This window comes from Pseudomonas sp. SMV7 (assembly GCF_052041995.1).
Lineage (GTDB): Bacteria > Pseudomonadota > Gammaproteobacteria > Pseudomonadales > Pseudomonadaceae > Aquipseudomonas.
Genome location: NZ_JBKGGT010000006.1, coordinates 199,390 through 215,701 on the forward strand (window position 1 = coordinate 199,390; position 16,312 = coordinate 215,701).

The 16,312-nt window shown below is 63.5% G+C and carries 20 protein-coding genes and 2 tRNA genes; 7 read left to right on the forward strand and 15 right to left on the reverse strand.

Annotation, left to right across the window (positions count from 1 at the left end):
- Positions 1 to 254 precede the first annotated feature (254 nt).
- A complete protein-coding gene (locus tag ACLEJP_RS10105) occupies positions 255 to 560 on the forward strand; it encodes a hypothetical protein (RefSeq protein WP_186690584.1) in 306 nt (101 codons plus the stop codon).
- A gap of 162 nt (positions 561 to 722) precedes the next feature.
- Positions 723 to 935, forward strand: coding sequence for a cold-shock protein (locus ACLEJP_RS10110; protein ID WP_003250656.1), 213 nt, complete (start codon positions 723 to 725; stop codon positions 933 to 935).
- Between the two features lie 201 nt (positions 936 to 1,136).
- On the opposite strand, the gene ACLEJP_RS10115 is transcribed toward ACLEJP_RS10110, so the two are convergent.
- Positions 1,137 to 1,448: an I78 family peptidase inhibitor gene (locus ACLEJP_RS10115; RefSeq protein WP_440806063.1), complete on the reverse strand. Its 312-nt coding sequence runs from the start codon at positions 1,446 to 1,448 to the stop codon at positions 1,137 to 1,139.
- 272 nt (positions 1,449 to 1,720) lie between these two features.
- On the opposite strand from ACLEJP_RS10115, the gene ACLEJP_RS10120 reads away from it, so the two are divergent.
- Positions 1,721 to 1,933, forward strand: coding sequence for a hypothetical protein (locus tag ACLEJP_RS10120; protein WP_406819165.1), 213 nt, complete (start codon positions 1,721 to 1,723; stop codon positions 1,931 to 1,933).
- Here ACLEJP_RS10120 and ACLEJP_RS10125 read toward each other — a convergent pair.
- The 7 genes from ACLEJP_RS10125 to ACLEJP_RS10155 all read right to left on the reverse strand — a co-directional run bounded on the left by ACLEJP_RS10125 (position 1,905) and on the right by ACLEJP_RS10155 (position 8,939).
- On the reverse strand, positions 1,905 to 2,906 hold the full coding sequence (locus ACLEJP_RS10125; protein WP_440806065.1) for a nucleoside hydrolase: 1,002 nt from the start codon (positions 2,904 to 2,906) through the stop codon (positions 1,905 to 1,907). The two genes, ACLEJP_RS10120 and ACLEJP_RS10125, sit on opposite strands and share 29 nt — an antisense overlap.
- A gap of 163 nt (positions 2,907 to 3,069) precedes the next feature.
- Complete coding sequence (gene rbsD, locus ACLEJP_RS10130) at positions 3,070 to 3,468, reverse strand: D-ribose pyranase (RefSeq protein WP_440806067.1); 399 nt, start codon at positions 3,466 to 3,468, stop codon at positions 3,070 to 3,072.
- Positions 3,465 to 4,373, reverse strand: coding sequence for a ribokinase (gene rbsK / locus ACLEJP_RS10135; RefSeq protein ID WP_440806070.1), 909 nt, complete (start codon positions 4,371 to 4,373; stop codon positions 3,465 to 3,467). Before rbsK ends, rbsD begins: the two co-directional genes overlap by 4 nt.
- A gap of 15 nt (positions 4,374 to 4,388) precedes the next feature.
- Positions 4,389 to 5,411, reverse strand: a complete 1,023-nt coding sequence (locus ACLEJP_RS10140; protein ID WP_440806073.1) for a LacI family DNA-binding transcriptional regulator — start codon at positions 5,409 to 5,411, stop codon at positions 4,389 to 4,391.
- Between the two features lie 4 nt (positions 5,412 to 5,415).
- On the reverse strand, positions 5,416 to 6,411 hold the full coding sequence (locus ACLEJP_RS10145) for an ABC transporter permease (protein ID WP_170030412.1): 996 nt from the start codon (positions 6,409 to 6,411) through the stop codon (positions 5,416 to 5,418).
- The gene (locus ACLEJP_RS10150) at positions 6,408 to 7,961 is read right to left on the reverse strand and encodes a sugar ABC transporter ATP-binding protein (protein ID WP_440806074.1); all 1,554 of its coding nucleotides are present in this window, start codon (positions 7,959 to 7,961) and stop codon (positions 6,408 to 6,410) included. Before ACLEJP_RS10150 ends, ACLEJP_RS10145 begins: the two co-directional genes overlap by 4 nt.
- Positions 7,962 to 7,982: 21 nt before the next feature.
- A complete protein-coding gene (locus ACLEJP_RS10155) occupies positions 7,983 to 8,939 on the reverse strand; it encodes a sugar ABC transporter substrate-binding protein (RefSeq protein WP_440806076.1) in 957 nt (318 codons plus the stop codon).
- A 252-nt stretch (positions 8,940 to 9,191) separates the two neighbouring features.
- On the opposite strand from ACLEJP_RS10155, the gene ACLEJP_RS10160 reads away from it, so the two are divergent.
- Both ACLEJP_RS10160 and ACLEJP_RS10165 read left to right on the forward strand, forming a co-directional pair.
- The gene (locus tag ACLEJP_RS10160; protein ID WP_440806078.1) at positions 9,192 to 10,280 is read left to right on the forward strand and encodes an asparaginase; all 1,089 of its coding nucleotides are present in this window, start codon (positions 9,192 to 9,194) and stop codon (positions 10,278 to 10,280) included.
- Positions 10,281 to 10,411: 131 nt separating this feature from the next.
- Positions 10,412 to 10,654, forward strand: a complete 243-nt coding sequence (locus ACLEJP_RS10165) for a DUF1654 domain-containing protein (protein ID WP_440806081.1) — start codon at positions 10,412 to 10,414, stop codon at positions 10,652 to 10,654.
- Between the two features lie 21 nt (positions 10,655 to 10,675).
- On the opposite strand, the gene ACLEJP_RS10170 is transcribed toward ACLEJP_RS10165, so the two are convergent.
- The 4 genes from ACLEJP_RS10170 to ACLEJP_RS10185 form a co-directional block, all read right to left on the reverse strand.
- Complete coding sequence (locus tag ACLEJP_RS10170) at positions 10,676 to 11,101, reverse strand: GTP pyrophosphokinase (protein ID WP_440806084.1); 426 nt, start codon at positions 11,099 to 11,101, stop codon at positions 10,676 to 10,678.
- A gap of 194 nt (positions 11,102 to 11,295) precedes the next feature.
- Positions 11,296 to 11,865: an SPOR domain-containing protein gene (locus tag ACLEJP_RS10175; RefSeq protein ID WP_440806087.1), complete on the reverse strand. Its 570-nt coding sequence runs from the start codon at positions 11,863 to 11,865 to the stop codon at positions 11,296 to 11,298.
- A gap of 131 nt (positions 11,866 to 11,996) precedes the next feature.
- Positions 11,997 to 12,073 (reverse strand) — tRNA-Val (locus ACLEJP_RS10180).
- A gap of 190 nt (positions 12,074 to 12,263) precedes the next feature.
- Positions 12,264 to 12,340, reverse strand: a tRNA-Val gene (locus tag ACLEJP_RS10185).
- 203 nt (positions 12,341 to 12,543) lie between these two features.
- Here ACLEJP_RS10185 and ACLEJP_RS10190 point away from each other — a divergent pair.
- Positions 12,544 to 13,827 (forward strand): NAD(P)/FAD-dependent oxidoreductase, encoded by a 1,284-nt coding sequence (locus tag ACLEJP_RS10190; protein ID WP_186674499.1) that lies wholly within the window; start codon positions 12,544 to 12,546, stop codon positions 13,825 to 13,827.
- A 121-nt stretch (positions 13,828 to 13,948) separates the two neighbouring features.
- Here ACLEJP_RS10190 and ACLEJP_RS10195 read toward each other — a convergent pair whose 3' ends face one another.
- On the reverse strand, positions 13,949 to 14,635 hold the full coding sequence (locus tag ACLEJP_RS10195) for a peptidase C39 family protein (protein WP_440806090.1): 687 nt from the start codon (positions 14,633 to 14,635) through the stop codon (positions 13,949 to 13,951).
- 221 nt (positions 14,636 to 14,856) lie between these two features.
- Here ACLEJP_RS10195 and ACLEJP_RS10200 point away from each other — a divergent pair, with 221 nt between their 5' ends.
- The gene (locus tag ACLEJP_RS10200; RefSeq protein ID WP_170030420.1) at positions 14,857 to 15,033 is read left to right on the forward strand and encodes a hypothetical protein; all 177 of its coding nucleotides are present in this window, start codon (positions 14,857 to 14,859) and stop codon (positions 15,031 to 15,033) included.
- A 130-nt stretch (positions 15,034 to 15,163) separates the two neighbouring features.
- Here ACLEJP_RS10200 and ACLEJP_RS10205 read toward each other — a convergent pair whose 3' ends face one another.
- Positions 15,164 to 15,916: a TerC family protein gene (locus tag ACLEJP_RS10205; RefSeq protein ID WP_440806093.1), complete on the reverse strand. Its 753-nt coding sequence runs from the start codon at positions 15,914 to 15,916 to the stop codon at positions 15,164 to 15,166.
- Between the two features lie 27 nt (positions 15,917 to 15,943).
- The gene (locus ACLEJP_RS10210) at positions 15,944 to 16,183 is read right to left on the reverse strand and encodes a hypothetical protein (RefSeq protein ID WP_440806096.1); all 240 of its coding nucleotides are present in this window, start codon (positions 16,181 to 16,183) and stop codon (positions 15,944 to 15,946) included.
- Between the last annotated feature and the right edge of the window lie 129 nt (positions 16,184 to 16,312).

Genomic DNA, 16,312 nt, shown 5'->3' on the forward strand with positions numbered 1-16,312 from the left:
ACAGGAAGCCTGCCTCACAGTGGCAGAAGCCTTTCGGCTTGCGGGGGACGAACCAGAGTGACTGGAAAGAAAAAAACATAGCTGCGGTGCGCAACGGCGCGACCACAAGCCGGGCATGCTAGCACGCGGCTTATGGGCCACGCAGAAATATTTGGAAATTACGCCGTTTGGGTGAACTAACACGGAAAATTTCCTATCAGACTTTGGGAAGCAACCTACTCTTGATGAGACCTTAACCCAAGGAGTAACTGGTTATGCGAGTTCCGTCTCTTCTGGCCCTGGCGGCCGCTGGCGCTTTGCTGCTGCCCGTGGCTGCGAACGCCGGCAACTTCCCAGCCGGGAAGGAGGCCGCCTACATGACCCAGTGTACCCAGGTGGCCAGCGGCCAGGGCGTTGACGCCGCAACCGCGAAAAAGCACTGCGATTGCGGTGCCCAGGCCATCAAAAAGAATTTCACCGACGCGGAAATCGCCGACCTGGACAGCAAGGATGGTGTCGATGCCAAGCTGATGCAGAAGGCGCAGACCGTGGTGAAACAAGCCTGCGCACCGAAGCGCTGAAACCTTGCAGCCAGAGCAGGCCAGCCATTCTTTGCGCTGGATCAATATCCTGCGAAGGTAAAAGGCGCTAGATGCGCAGAATTAGACTATGATGTGTTCCGTGCTCCGTAGCCTCGGCCGCATTGCACCACTGAAAAAACTAAATGTTCTGGAGATTCACCCATGTCCAATCGCCAACAAGGCACCGTCAAATGGTTCAATGATGAGAAAGGCTACGGCTTCATCACCCCAGCAGGCGGCGGCGACGACCTGTTCGTTCACTTCAAGGCCATCGAATCCGACGGCTTCAAGAGCCTGAAAGAAGGCCAGACTGTTTCCTTCGTCGCCGAGCGCGGCCAGAAGGGCATGCAGGCTGCACAGGTTCGTCCGGAGTAATTCGGATAGCTGTAAAAAAACCCGCTCTTGTGGCGGGTTTTTTTATGGGTGCGTTTTTTTGTGGGAGCGGCCTTGTGTCGCGAGAGGGGCGCGAAGCGGCCCCAGGGTTCAGCTCAGCCGCTTGAATGGCGGGGCCGCTCTGCGGCCCTTTCGCGACACAAGGCCGCTCCCACAGGGGTCGCGCCGGTCTTCAGGGCTGGGTCAGCCGCAGTTGACCCGGGTCACCTTGCCCTGCTCGTCCACATTCAGGTTCAAGCGCTCGGAGCGGTACTCCAGGGTGACCACATCGTGCGGCTTGAGAATGCGCGCCATCTGCGAGCCACTGGCCTTGCGCGCCTGCTCCAGCAGTTCGGCGCTGGCCGGTTTGCCAATGGTGAAATCGGCGCCGCTGGCTTCGCAGCGGCCATCGTTGCCAGCCGGCGTAGCGCCACCCTCGGCATTGCCACCAGTGCTGCAACCAGCCAGGACAACAGCCACCGCCAAGGTTGCCAGGTAAGCACGGGTACGGAACATGAAGCCTCCTAAATCGGTCCGGGAACTGTCTGATCGGACAGTCCCACTGTTCTTTTGTTGCAAAACCGGTCAAGTTTGCCTCAACCAAGCGGCACAGGCGAAAACGCAATCGTGACCGGATTTTGCACAACCCGCCACGCATGCCATATGCTTAAGTCGCAAGGTCAATGACGCAAAGTCATGATTTAGTGCAGGAAGTGGAGCGCACCCCGCCTCCATCGAACACCAGGGTCAGTGTTCGTCCTTCGTCCGGGCCCCCAACGAGAGCGTTAATGAGCAGCCACAGCATTGTTGCCGATATCAAGGTCAAATGGGCCGAAGGCCAGAGCGCGTACAGCCCCGGCACACCGGAAGAGTTGTTACTGATTGCCATCGACCTGCTGGTGCGCGACCGCGGCGGCGAGGCGGCGCGCAGCTTCATCGACCAGGTGTTCGAACGCTACGCGCCGCATGCGGCTATTCCAATCGAGCCAAACGCGCGCTGAGCAGGTCGAACAGGCCCTGGGCATCGCCCTGCTCCACCCATAGCACATTGGCAGGCTGCTTGAGCACGCCGTACCAGTCGGCAATGGTCTGGCCGAAGGTAGGCCCTTCGCGGCTGTCGATGCTCATGTGGATGCGCCGGCCGCTGAACAGCTCGGGCTTGAGCAGGTAGGCGATGACGCTGGCGTCGTGCACCGGGCCGCCGGGCATGCCGTACAGGTCCATGTCGTGGGTGATGTAGGCGTTGAGGATGTCCACCACGCGCTTGCTGGCCTGGTTGTTCACTGCCGCCAGCTGCTTGAGGCGGGCGTCACTGGTCAGCAGTTTGTGGGTGACGTCCAGCGGCAGGTAGGTCAGTTGCACGCCGCTGGCCAGCACCACTTCGGCAGCATGCGGGTCGGCATACAGGTTGAATTCCGCCGCCGGGGTAATGTTGCCACCGTTGAAGTGGGCACCGCCCATGACCACCACCTGCTTGATGCCCTTGGCGATGTCCGGGCGCTGGATCAGCGCCAGGGCCAGGTTGGTCTGCGGGCCAAGCATGGCGATGGTGATGCTGTGCGGCTTGGCGGCGCTGAGGGTGTCGACCAGGTATTGCACGGCATTGCCCTGGGCCAGGGGCGCTTTCGGTTCCTTGACCTCGACGCCGGTAAGGCCTTCCTCGCCATGCACCTCGGCGGCGTAGATCGGCTTGCGCACCAACGGGCGCCCGGCACCGGCGTACACCGGAATATCCTCGCGGCCAGCCCATTCCCGGGCCAGGCGGGCGTTGCGCGAGGTTTTTTCCAGGCGCACGTTGCCTGCCACGGTGGTGATGGCGCGGATGTTCAGTTCATCGGGCGAGGCCATGGCCAGGAACAGCGCGACCACGTCGTCGGCGCCGGGGTCGGTGTCGATGATCAGGTCGATCGGGGCGGCCTGGGCGGTGCTGGCGGTGACCATGAAGGCGATTCCTTGTAGCAGGGGCTTGAGCATGGGTGGCACTCCTGTTGCCAAAACAAAATTATTCAGGCAAACCGCAAACCCCTTGGGAGCGGGCATGCCCGTGAAGAATCCAACACGGTGAATGGCACCGGCGTTGCCGGTGTTCGCGGGCACGCCCGCTCCCACAGGGGATCTGCGTTGGCAAGACGACGAGCTAGAAAGTGACGCCGGAAATCAGCGCGATGTTGCTGTAGGGCTGGCACTCGCCGGTGCGCACCAGCGCACGGGCATTGCGCGACAGCACCTTGAACTCCTCATGGCTCAGCCATTCCCGCTTGCCCAGCTTGCCTTTCAGCCGCTCGATCTCGACCAGCGCCGGCGGCACCACGTTCTGCATCTCTTCGGCCAGCACGTGGCGCTCTACCTGCAGCTCGCTGAGCACCACGCGCAGCACACTGGCGAAATCCGGCAGGCCGGGCGTCACGGCCAGGTCGATCAGTTCGACACCCGGCGGTACCGGCAAGCCGGCATCGCCAATCACCAGGATGTCGCCATGCCCCATGCCGGCAATGGTGCGTGACAAGGCGACGTTCAGCAGCGGGGTTTTCTTCATGGTGCAAGCTCCGCCAGGTAGGGAATCGACGGCTGGGCCCCGGCGCGGGTAACCGACAACGCTGCGGCGCGCTGGCCAAAGGCGATGGCTTCGCCCTCCTCCAGGCCGCGCACCAGGCCGGCGGCGAAGCCACCAATGAAGGTGTCGCCAGCAGCGGTGGTATCCAGCGGCTGCACCTGCGGCGCGGGGAAGTGCCGGTGGCCCTGGGCGGTGACCAGCAGCGCGCCTTGCGCACCCAGGGTAATGATCACCTTGCCCGCGCCCAGTTGCAGCAAGCGCTCGCCGGCGCGTCGGGCACTGTCCAGGTCGCTCACCGCCACGCCACTCAGGGCTTCGGCCTCGCTTTCGTTGGGGGTGAGGTAGTCGATATGCGCGAACCACTCCGCGGGCAGCGGGCCGGTGGCGGGCGCCGGGTTGAGGATCACCTGCTTGCCCAGCTCATGCCCCCTGGCCAAGGTCCAGGCGACGGTCTCGGGCGGCACTTCCAGCTGACAGATGATAATCTCGGCCGCCTGCAGCAGCGCATCGAAGCGCTGTACCGACTGCGCTGTCAGCAGGCCATTGCCGCCCGGAATGATGACGATGCAGTTCTGGCTGGCCGCATCCACGGTGATCAGCGCCACACCGCTGGACACGCCCGGGCAGGTTTCGATGGCCCGGCAGTCGACGCCCTCGACATGCAAGGCCTGGCGCAGTTGCTGGCCGTAGGCATCGTCACCGACGTTGCCGATCATCGCCACGCTGCCGCCCAGGCGCGCCACGGCCACCGCCTGGTTGGCACCCTTGCCGCCGGGCACGGTGAAAAAGCTGTCGCCGGGGAGCGTTTCGCCGGCCCGGGGCAGGCGCTGGGCGCGGGCCACCAGGTCCATGTTGAGGCTCCCGACCACCACGACCTTGGCACTCATGACATTTCCTTAGCGTTAGCGGTAATCGTTGAACAGGTCCGGGCGCGGCCCGGTGGACTCGCGCAGCACCAGGCGCGGGGCGACGATACGTTGCTCGGGCGCCCCCTGCCGGGGCTTGCCGATGCGCGCCAGCAACAACGAGGCGGCGCTTTCGCCCAGCTCGCGAATCGACTGGCCGACGGTGGTCAATGGCGGGTACACATAACGGCTGAGCTCGATGTCGTCGAAGCCGATCACCGACAGCTCGGCGGGTACGTTGATCTGGCGTTCGGCGGCGGCGCGCAGCACACCGACACCGATCATGTCGTTGCCGGCGAAAATCGCCGTCGGCCGCTGGCCCTGCAGCACCTGCGCCGCCGCAGCGTAACCGCCCAGGCTGGTGAAGTCGCAGTGCAGCACGCGGTTGTCATCGGCAGCAGCGCCGGCCTCGGCCATGGCGCGCCGGAAGCCGCCCAGGCGCAGCTGGGATACCCCGGTTTCGGCGGGGCCGCCGATGTAGGCGATATCGCGATGGCCAAGCTCCAGCAGGTGGCGGGTGGCCAGGTAGGCGCCCAGTTCGTGGTCGATGCGCACCAGGTCGGCGTCCACGCCTTCCAGTTCGCGGTCGACGATGACCATCGGCGTGCGCACCCCGGCCAGGCTTTGCAGCAGGTCGCTGTCCTGGCCCACCGAGGCCACCACCAGGCCGTCGATGCGTTTCTCCAGCAGCACGCGCAGGTAGCTGCGCTGCTTTTGCGGGTTGTCATCGGAGTTGCACAGGATCACGCAGTAGCCGTTGCGCTCACAGGCATCCTCGATACCCCGCGCCAGCTCGGCGAAGTACGGGTTGACGCTGTTGGGCACCAGCAGGCCGATGGTGGCGGTGCTGCGCGCCTTCAACGAACGCGCCACGGCGCTGGGCACGTAGTCGAGTTCAACGATGGCGGCTTCGACCTTCAGCCGCACCTGCTCGCTGACCGGGCGGGTCTTGTTCAGCACATGGGACACGGTGGTGTAGGAAATGCCCGCCAGTGCCGCGACGTCTTTGATGGTTGCCATGTTGTCAGTTCCGCCGGGCCGCGCGCCGGCTACGGTAAGTGTCGAGCACCACGGCGATGACGATCACCGCCCCGGTGATGATGCGCTTGGTCGGTTCGCTGGCGCCGATCTGCGCCAGGCCGGCGGCCAGCACCGAGATGATCAGCACGCCGAAAAAGGTGCTGATCACCGAGCCACGCCCACCCATCAGGCTGGTGCCACCAATCACCACGGCGGCGATCACCTGCAGCTCGAGGCCGGCGCCGGCGTTGGGGTCGGCTGCCTCCAGGCGGGAGATCTGGAACAGCGCAGCCAGCCCGGCGAGCAGGCCCATCAGGGCGAACACCAGCACCTTGTACGGGCGCGGATCGATGCCGGCCAGGCGCACTGCCTCTTCGTTGGTGCCGATGCCGATCAGGTAGCGGCCGAACACCGTCCGCGTCAGCACCAGCTGGGCCAGCACGATCACCAGCAAGGCGATGATGAACGCCGGCGAGATGCCAAAGGCGATGGGGTTGGAGAACCAGGCATAGGCATCGCCGATATAGGCAGTACGCGAGTCGGTGAACTGGTAGGCGAGGCCACGGGCCATTTCCAGCACGCCAAGCGAGACGATGAACGACGGGATACGCCAGGCCACGGTAACGCCGCCGGTGATGCTGCCGGCCAACGCCGCCACGGCCATGCCCAGCAAGGCCGCAGGCAGCATGCCCCAGCCCCAGCCGAGGATCGCCACACTGACGGTCGAGGCGGCCAGCGCCAGCACCGAGCCCACCGACAGGTCGATGCCACCGATGATCAGCACGAAGGTCATGCCCACTGCCAGTACCATCAGGTCGGGGATCTGGTTGGCCAGGGTGCTGAAGGTGTTGTAGGACCAGAAGTGGCTGCTGAGGAACGAGAACAGCACGATCATGGCCAGCAACGCGCCGGCCAGGCCCAGGTAGGTACCCAGGCCAAAGTAGGTGCCACTGCGGCGCAGCGGTGCGGCGCCCTGGCTGTCGAGCGGGGTGGTTTTCATGCGTCCATCCTGGGGGCTGCATCGTGCAGCAGTGCGTCACGTTTCTGATAACCGGCAAAGGCGGCGGCCAGCAGCTGGTCCTGGCTCCAATGGTCACGCTCGAAGGTGTCGATCAGGCGGCCGGCCGAGAGCACGGCAATGCGGTCGCAGATCAGCATCAGCTCGCGCAGGTCGCTGGACACCACCACCAGGGCCTTGCCCTGGCGCGCCAGTTCGGCCAGCAGGCCATAGATATCGAACTTGGCACCGACATCGATGCCACGGGTAGGCTCATCGAACAGCAGCACCTGGCAGTCACGCTCCAGCCAGCGGCCGATCACCACCTTCTGCTGGTTGCCACCCGACAACTCGCCGACCACCTGCTGCGGGCCGGCACTGCGGATGCGCATGGCCTGGATCTGCCGGGCGGCCAGGGCCTGTTCGGCCTGGGCATCGAGCACCCCAGCGTGGGACACCGCACCCAGGTTGCCCAGGGCGATATTGGCGCTGATCGACTGGGTCAGCAGCAAGCCCTCGCCTTTACGGTCTTCGGTGATCAGGGCGATGCCGGCCTGCACGGCGGCCTTGGGCGAGTCGATGGTGACCGCCTGCAATGGCTGGCCGAGCGCGATGCTGCCGCTGTCGGCCCGGTCGGCGCCGTAGATCAGGCGCAACAACTCGGTCCGGCCGGCGCCGATCAGGCCGGAGATGCCAAAGATCTCCCCTGCCCGGACGTCAAACGACACCTCACGCACCTTGTCAGCGCGGCTGAGCTTGTCGACCCTGAGCAGCGGTGCACCGATCTGCCGACGGCCCAGGTCGATGTGCTCGCCCAGTTCGCGGCCGACCATCAGGTTGACCAGTTCGGCACTGCTGTAGCGCTGGATCGGCTCGTCACACACCAGCCTGCCGTCGCGCAGCACGACGATGCGCTGGGCCACGCGCTGCAGCTCTTCCAGGCGGTGGGAAATGTAGACGATGGCCACGCCACGTCGGCGCAGGCGTTCGATCTGGGTGAACAGCAGCTCCACCTCACGCGCGGTGAGCATGGCGGTGGGCTCGTCGAAGATCAGCACATGGCAGTCACCGATCAGGTTGCGAGCGATCTCGACCATCTGCTGGTGGCCGATGCCCAGCTCGCCGACCGGGGTATCCGGGTCGATGGCGTCGAGGCCGACCTGGGCCATGGCGGCCATGGCCAGCTGGCGCAGGCGCTTGTGGCTGATCCAGCCGAAGCGGCTGGGCAGGTTGTCGAGGAACAGGTTCTCCGCCACGGTCAACGTGGGCAGCAGGTTCAGCTCCTGCATGACCATGCGCACGCCGAGGCGCTCGGCTTCGCTACGGCTGCCGGGCGCATAGGCCTGGCCACGGTAGTTCATGTGCCCGGTGGTGGGGGTTTCCAGGCCGCTGATGAGCTTGGACAGCGTGCTCTTGCCCGCGCCGTTCTCGCCGGTCAGGGCCAGTACTTCGCCGGCGCGCAGGCTCAGGCTGACCTCGGCCAGCACCGGCTGGGCGTAGGTCTTGCCCAAGCCGCTGGCGGCGAGCACCACTTCGTTGGCCGATGCAGGCATGGCCGTTTCTCCTGCCAGCAATCAGGGTTGGGTGATAAGTTGGACCGGGGTCTGGATGACGTTGTCGGCATCCACCTCGGGTTGCTCGCCGTTGACCATCTTCAGCGCCGCCTGGATGCCGTACACCGCCTGCTGGCTGGCCGCCTGGTCGAGGGTGGCGAGCACCCGGCCATCCTTGAGCATGGGCTTGATGGCATTGATGTTGTCGTAGCCCACCACCTGCACCTGGCCGGTCTTGCCAGCGGCGCGCACGGCCGACACGGCGCCCAGGGCCATGCTGTCGTTGCCGGCCAGCAGGGCTTTCAGGTCCGGGTATTCGTTGAGCATGGAGGCGGCGACGGCGTTGCCCTTGTCGATTTCCCAATTGCCGCTCTGCACCGAAACGATCTTGATCTGCGCGGCGTCCATCGCGTCCTTGAAGCCGGCGGTGCGCTGCTGCGCGTTGGTGGTGGTCGGCACGCCTTCGATGATGCCGACCTGGTCGCCGGCCTTGAGCTTCTCCTTGGCCAGGTAGTCGCCGACCAGGCGCGCGCCCTTGCGGTTGTCGGGGCCAACGAACGGCACGCTGATGCCTTTGCTCCTGAGCAGTTCGGGGTCCAGACGGTTGTCGATGTTGATCACCACCACCCCCTTGTCCATGGCTTTTTTCACCGCAGACACCAGCGCCTTGGAATCGGCCGGGGCGATCACCAGCGCCTTGGCGCCGGCGTTGACCATCTGTTCGACGATGCGGATCTGTTCGCCGGTATCGGTTTCGTTCTTGATGCCGTTGGCGATCAGCTCGAAGTCGTCGGGGTGGGCTTTCTGGTAGTCCTTGGCGCCGTCTTCCATGGTGCGGAAGAACTCGTTCGCCAGGGATTTCATCACCAGGGCAACCTTGGGCTTGTCTTCGGCGTGGGCAGCGGAGAACGGAGTGGCGAAGGACAGCGAGGTAACGACAGCGAGGGCCAACAGACGACCGGGGAACGGCAGTTTCATGGACGATGACTCCGAATCTTGTGGTTTTTGTCGGATGCAAACGTTTGCGATACCTCACTATGGAAATACTACCGAGGTTTGTCAAATCCGTTTGGCTGTCGGAGGTCATAGGGCTGCCGGCCAGATTATCCAGAAAACTCTCACAAAATCGAACGCGTTTTCCTCTTTTTTGCGCCAAGTTGCGAACTGGATACTTGCCCCTCACTGCGCGATACACCCCACTTATCTCATCAGGCAGAGAGAACAATAACGATGAACGTCGCATTCAAGACCTTCGCCCCCTGTGCACTCGCCTTGCTGCTGATGCTGCCAAGCATGGCCTCGGCCACCGCAGCCGAGCCCCGGCAGCAACGCGCCAATGTGGTCATCCTGGCCACTGGCGGTACCATCGCCGGCGCGGGTGCCAGTGCTGCCAACAGCGCCACCTACCAGGCCGCCAAGCTGGGTGTGGACAAGTTGATCGCCGGCGTGCCGGAACTGGCCGAGCTGGCCAATATACGGGGCGAGCAGGTGCTGCAGATTGCCTCTGAAAGCATCACCAACAACGACCTGCTCAAGCTCGGCAAACGCGTTGCCGAGCTTGCCGACAGCAAGGACGTCGACGGTATCGTCATCACCCACGGCACCGACACCCTGGAAGAAACCGCCTACTTCCTCAACCTGGTGGAAAGGACCGACAAGCCGATCGTGGTGGTCGGCTCGATGCGCCCGGGCACCGCCATGTCCGCCGACGGCATGCTCAACCTGTACAACGCCGTGGCCGTGGCCAGCGACAAGCAGTCGCGCGGCAAAGGCGTGCTGGTGACGCTGAATGACGAGATCCAGTCTGGCCGCGATGTGAGCAAGACGATCAACTTCAAGACCGAAGCCTTCAAGAGCGCCTGGGGCCCGATGGGCATGGTGGTGGAAGGCAAATCCTACTGGTTCCGCCTGCCTGCCAAGCGTCACACAATCGATTCCGAATTCGACATCAAGCAGATCAGCAGCCTGCCGCAGGTGGATATTGCCTATGGCTATGGCAATGTCACCGACACTGCCTACAAGGCGCTGGCACAGAACGGCGCCAAGGCGCTGATTCATGCCGGTACCGGCAATGGCTCGGTGTCATCGCGGGTAGTCCCGACGCTGCAGCAGCTGCGCAAGACTGGCGTGCAGATCATCCGCTCGTCGCATGTCAACCAGGGCGGCTTCGTGCTGCGCAACGCCGAGCAGCCGGATGACCAGAACGACTGGGTAGTGGCCCATGACCTGAACCCGCAAAAAGCGCGGATCCTGACAATGGTGGCGCTGACCAGGACCCAGGACAGCAAAGAACTGCAGCGGATCTTCTGGGAGTACTGATTGCCACCCAAAGGAGGCTGGAGTGCAAAACCGCACCAGCCCCCATGCCACAGAGGTTTCCGGCCAAGCTGTTGCGAAATAACCTACAGTGAAATACTGTATGCGCATACAGCAAAAACAAGGAAACACTTGTGTCCAACACTGCCTCCGCCACCAGCAACAGCTACGCACAACTGGGTATGCGTATCCAGAAGATCATCAACAGCCCAACCGCCCAGCGCAGCCGGGCGGCGTTGATCTTCCGCCTGGAACAGGAAACCCCCGAAGACTGGGAAACCTTGCTTGAGGAAATCGCCGAAAACGACAACGTCACCCTCGCCCATCGCGACGATGGCGGCGTGCAGATTTTCTGGACCGTGCCCAAGGAAGACTGACCGCACAGGCGCCCGCCGCCTTCAGGCCAGTGCCTGCAGATAGGCGCTGGCCTCGCGGTAACGGGCCAACCGCGCCAGGTCGGCAGGGCCGGGGCAAGGAATGCGCGAAAGGTCGCTATTGTCGGCCAGGTCGGCCAGTTTGACCGTGCGCGCCAGCGGGTCACCGCCCAGGCGCACCACGAAGTCCTGGTAGGCCTCGCCTTCGCGACGACTGAGTGCCAGCAAGGCGGCAAGGATTTTCAGTGCGAAACCCTCACGTGCCAGGTCGGAGAGCGTCAGCGGGGTATCTTCGATCACGTCATGAAGCACCGCGACAATCCGTTGTTCAGGGGTGGAAACCCGCATCATCACGCGTAGCGGGTGGAGGATATACGCTGCCCCACCCTTGTCATATTGCCCTTCATGCGCGCTGGCGGCCACGGCAATGGCCCGCTCCAGTGTAGACATGAGGCCCTCCCTGTTCGGCTTCTTCCTGCCAAGCATAGCCAAACTTGAGCCGCCGCGGTCTGCGTGGGAGCGGCCTTGTGTCGCGATGGGCTGCGTAGCAGCCCCAGGGGTTCGGCGTCACGGCAGATTCTGTAGGGCTGCTTTGCAGCCCATCGCGACACAAGGCCGCTCCCACAGAGGGCAACGCTGTGCAGTCAGCGAGCTGCGCCGTGCTGGATGACAACCGAATCGGTGCCCAGCTTGGCCATGACCTCGGCCTGGCGGGCTTCGGCTTCCTCACGGGTCGGGAAAGGCCCCATCAGCACCACCGGCTTGCCGTCGCGGTACTCCACCGAGGACGGAATGCCCTTTTCGATCAGGCGCGCGGTCATGTCGCTGAGCGCGCCCATGTTGGCACCCTGGATCACTTCCACATCCCAGCCTTGCGGGGCCGGCTGGCCAGCCAGGGCCTCGGCGCGGCGCTGCAGGTCGGCGCCGCCGCACATCTCGCGGATGCGCAGGTTGTTGCCGCCGTCATCGACAATGATTTCGTACTGGCCATCACGCTTGATCGCCACATAGCTGCGGTAGGGCTCGTACTGCCCGGCATCGTCCTTGCCACGCACCTGGCCACAGATGGTGCCCTGGGTGTCGATCCGCACGTTACCGAACTTGGCCGTCTTGGGGTTATGCAGGTGTTCGGCCACTTGCTTGTGCACGCCTTCGACTTCGTTCTCACAGCCCGCCAGGGCGAGCACTGCCATTACCACAGCCAGTTTGCGCACGCGTTTACCTCCAGATTCGAAGAGGCGGATTCTAGCACGCCGGGCACTGCCCCGAAGCGCGACCAAACGTTACAGCCTGCTTCGCGCGCATAGCAAAAAGGGCGATCATTGCTGATCGCCCTTTTCGGATTTGGTAGGCACAATTGGACTCGAACCAACGACCCCCACCATGTCAAGGTGGTGCTCTAACCAACTGAGCTATGTGCCTGTCGTGTGGTGCGCATATTAGACAGCGAACGCACGACTGTAAAGCGTTTTTTTTGAGAAAAATCAAAAACTTTCGAGAACCGCCCAAGCCAAGGCGGCCTCGCGCCGCAACCGCCAGCACGACAGCCCGGCGCCACGGAGAATCCCAATGAAAAAAGGGGTGACCCTTGCGGATCACCCCTTCTTCGATTTGGTAGGCACAATTGGACTCGAACCAACGACCCCCACCATGTCAAGGTGGTGCTCTAACCAACTGAGCTATGTGCCTGTCGTGTGGTGCGCATTCTACTCATTCCAAAAACCCTGTCAACAGTTTTTTTCGCGCTAAGCTACTGAATCATAACCTCTTTATAGAAAGGTGCACGCGCAAGGGCCGAGTAAAGGATTTTCAACGGACGACTAGCGGGTGTTTATTATTATTGATAGCATCGGTACATTCGTTAAAAATATAAAACACGAGGTTCCTGCAACATGGCTAACACCCCCTACCCCCAGTCCTACTACGCCGCCTCGGCCAACCCGGTGCCGCCACGTCCGGCGCTGCAGGGTGAGGTGGAAACCGATGTGTGCATCATCGGCGCCGGCTATACCGGCCTGTCCAGCGCCCTGTTCCTGCTGGAGAACGGCTTCAAGGTCAGCATCGTCGAAGCGGCCAAGGTCGGCTTCGGCGCGTCGGGCCGTAACGGCGGCCAGATCGTCAACAGCTACAGCCGTGACATCGACGTGATCGAACGCACGGTCGGCCCCAAGCAGGCACAACTGCTGGGCCAGATGGCCTTCGAAGGCGGGCGCATCATTCGCGAGCGCGTGGCCAAGTACAACATCCAGTGCGACCTGAAGGACGGCGGCGTGTTCGCGGCCCTCACCAGCAAGCAGATGGGCCACCTGGAGTCGCAAAAACGCCTGTGGGAGCGCTTTGGCCACAACCAGCTGGAGCTGATGGACCAGAAGCGTATCCGCGAAGTGGTTGCCTGCGACAACTACGTGGGCGGCATGCTGGACATGAGCGGTGGCCACATTCACCCGCTGAACCTGGCCCTGGGCGAGGCGGCGGCGGTCGAGTCGCTGGGCGGCATCATCTATGAGCAAACCCCGGCCGTACGCATCGAGCGTGGCGCCAACCCGGTGGTGCACACCCCGCAGGGCAAGGTCCGCGCCAAATTCATCATCGTCGCCGGCAACGCCTACCTGGGCAACCTGGTACCGGAGCTGGCCAGCAAGTCGATGCCATGCGGTACCCAGGTGATCACCACCGAGCCGCTGGGCGAGGAACTGGCGCGTACCCTGCTGCCGCAGGACTACTGCGTCGAGGACTGCAACTACCTGCTCGACTACTACCGCCTGACCAGTGACAAGCGCCTGATCTTCGGCGGCGGCGTGGTATACGGCGCGCGTGACCCGGCCAACATCGAGGCGATCATCCGTCCGAAGATGCTCAAGGCCTTCCCGCAGCTGAAGAACGTCAAGATCGACTACGCCTGGACCGGCAACTTCCTGCTGACCCTGTCGCGCCTGCCACAGGTTGGCCGTATCGGCGACAATATCTACTACTCGCAGGGCTGCTCGGGCCACGGCGTGACCTACACCCACCTGGCCGGCAAGGTCCTGGCCGAGGCCATGCGTGGCCAGGCCGAGCGCTTCGATGCCTTCGCCGGCTTGCCGCACTACCCGTTCCCGGGTGGCCAGATGCTGCGTGTGCCGTTCAGCGCCCTGGGTGCCTGGTACTATAGCCTGCGCGATCGCCTGGGCTTCTGATGTAGCCAGGCCTGGCCTCTTCGCGGGTAAACCCGCTCCCACAGGGACAGCACTGGACCTGAGGGCAGCGGGTTTCCTGTGGGAGCGGGTTCACCCGCGAAAGGGCCGGTACAGATAAACACTATTTGTTCAGGCTGCTCACAGCCTGTTTCGCCGCAATTTCCTGCCCTGCCCGGGCCAGTTCATCGGCAGCCTGCAACCAGCGCTGGCGGTCGACCTGGGCCGGCAACTGCCGCGGTGGCTGCACCAGCACCGCCCAGCTCCCCTGGCTGGCCCACGCCGAGGCAAAGTCATCGAACGCCATCAGCTGCCGCCGGTGCATGCCCGAGCGCAACAGCACGCGCTGCTTGTAGCGGTCATAACCGATCAGCACGGCGTAACGTGGCTCACCCCACCAGGCCGCGCCGTCCTCATATCGCAACAATACCGGGTTGCCCGCCGCCACCTGGGTCAGCAATGCGTCCAGCTGCTTGTCCAGCGGATACACCACCATGCCGTAGTCACGCGCCACCCGCGGGATGCTGCTGTCCAGTGCGTCGGCGCCCTGGGGCAGGTTCAACGGCTTGTCCAGCAGCCCCGGGGTGATCGGCGCCCCCTGTTGCGACAGTACTGCCGCCAGGGCCATGGCCCCGCTGTGGTTGGCGTTGCCACGGTAGAACGGCACGCTGCTGATTTCGACCCGCTGCGGCAGGCCATTGAGGCTGGCGGACGGCGTGCCGGCACAGCCGGCCAGGCTGGCTGCCACCAGGCAGGCCAGCAGCAACCGGCGCGGGCGGATGGTCGCCGACTTGAAGGAATCTTGCTCCATGGACACTCGCTTGTTCCAACGCCAGGCAGGCAGCGCCCGGCTCTGCCAGCGATCATAGGGCGGACGGCGGCGCGGGTATAGCCCGGCACCGGCTAGGAGCAAAACGGACCAAGCAATAGACCTTCGGTCAATGGAACGTCACAGGCGAAAGGCTAGACTAAAGCAGTGTCTGGAAGGCAAGCGCTGGCTGGCCGAGCGCGGCCCTGGAGAGGGAGGCACAAATGAGCCTGACCGTGGCAATTCTCATGCTGGTGGGCATGTGGCTGAGCGTCGCAGCCGCCATGCTGTGGGGTGTAATGCGTATCGTGCGGCGCCATTCCCACCACCACCTGCCGCCGCAGGCCCCTGCCAGAGCGCAGCCTGCACACCGTGCCCGGCGGCATGCCGGGGTGCACTGAGCAACAATTTTCTCATAGCCATTCGCGGGCAAGCCCGCTCCCACACGGACAGCACCGCTTTCAAGGCCTGTGCTGTCTTTGTGGGAGCGGGCTTGCCCGCGAATGGGTGGCGCCAAGCGCCTCTGCTACATCAGCCCTGCGCCGCTTCGCGCTTCATCCGCGCCCGGCGGGCCAGGATGTTGAGGATCTCGATCGCCGTCGAGAACGCCATGGCCGCGTACACATAACCCTTCGGTACATGGGCGCCGAAGCCTTCGGCAATCAGCGTCATGCCGATCATGATCAGGAAGCCCAGCGCCAGCATCACCACGGTCGGGTTGTCGTTGATGAAGTTGGCCAGCGGGTCGGCGGCCACCATCATGACGATTACTGCGCTGATCACGGCAATGATCATGATCGGCAAGTGCTCGGTCATGCCCACGGCGGTGATGATGCTGTCGACCGAGAAGACGATGTCCAGCAACAGGATCTGGAAGATCGCCGCGGCAAAGCCCAGGGTGACCGTCGAGGAAACCTTGGCTTCTTCCTTGGCACCATGCGGGTCGACGTTCTCGTGGATTTCCTTGGTCGCCTTCCACAACAGGAACAGGCCACCAGCGATCAGGATCACGTCCTTCCAGGAGAAGGCGTTGCCGAACACTTCGAACACCGGGTCGGTCAACTGGACGATCCAGGCCACCGTGCTGAGCAAGGCCAGGCGCATCACCAGGGCCATGCTGATACCGATACGGCGCGCCTTGGAGCGGTACTCCAGCGGCAGCTTGTTGGTCAGGATGGAGATGAAGATCAGGTTGTCGATGCCCAGTACGACTTCCATGGCCACCAGCGTAGCCAAGGCAACCCAGGCGGTAGGGCTAGCGACGAGTTCCAGCAAGTATTCCATTGTTCACATCCTGCAGCAGGTTAAGGGTCAAATTTCCTGGGTGTCTTTGTGCTTGTCGGCGTCCTCGGCTGCACGCCCTTCACTGCCGATGGCCTCGCTCAACGCCTGCTGGGCAGCCTTGTTGGTGTCGTCGATCGCCTGCTTGGCCGACTGCGCGGCCTGGTCGAGCATCTGCTGGGCGGACTTCTCGGCCTGCTCGCAACCCGCCAGGGCGAACAGGGCCAAGGCTAGCACCAGCGGCGTGCCGATGGATTTGAAGTGCAGCATGGGTTCCTCGCTTGTGTGTTCCGGTGGCGCACAGGGCGCCTGATGGAGCGCATTCTAAAGAGTGCAATACATCAGGAAAATTCGTTTTTTCAGCGGTTATACTTCGGTTTTTACGAATCCGGAACGCAC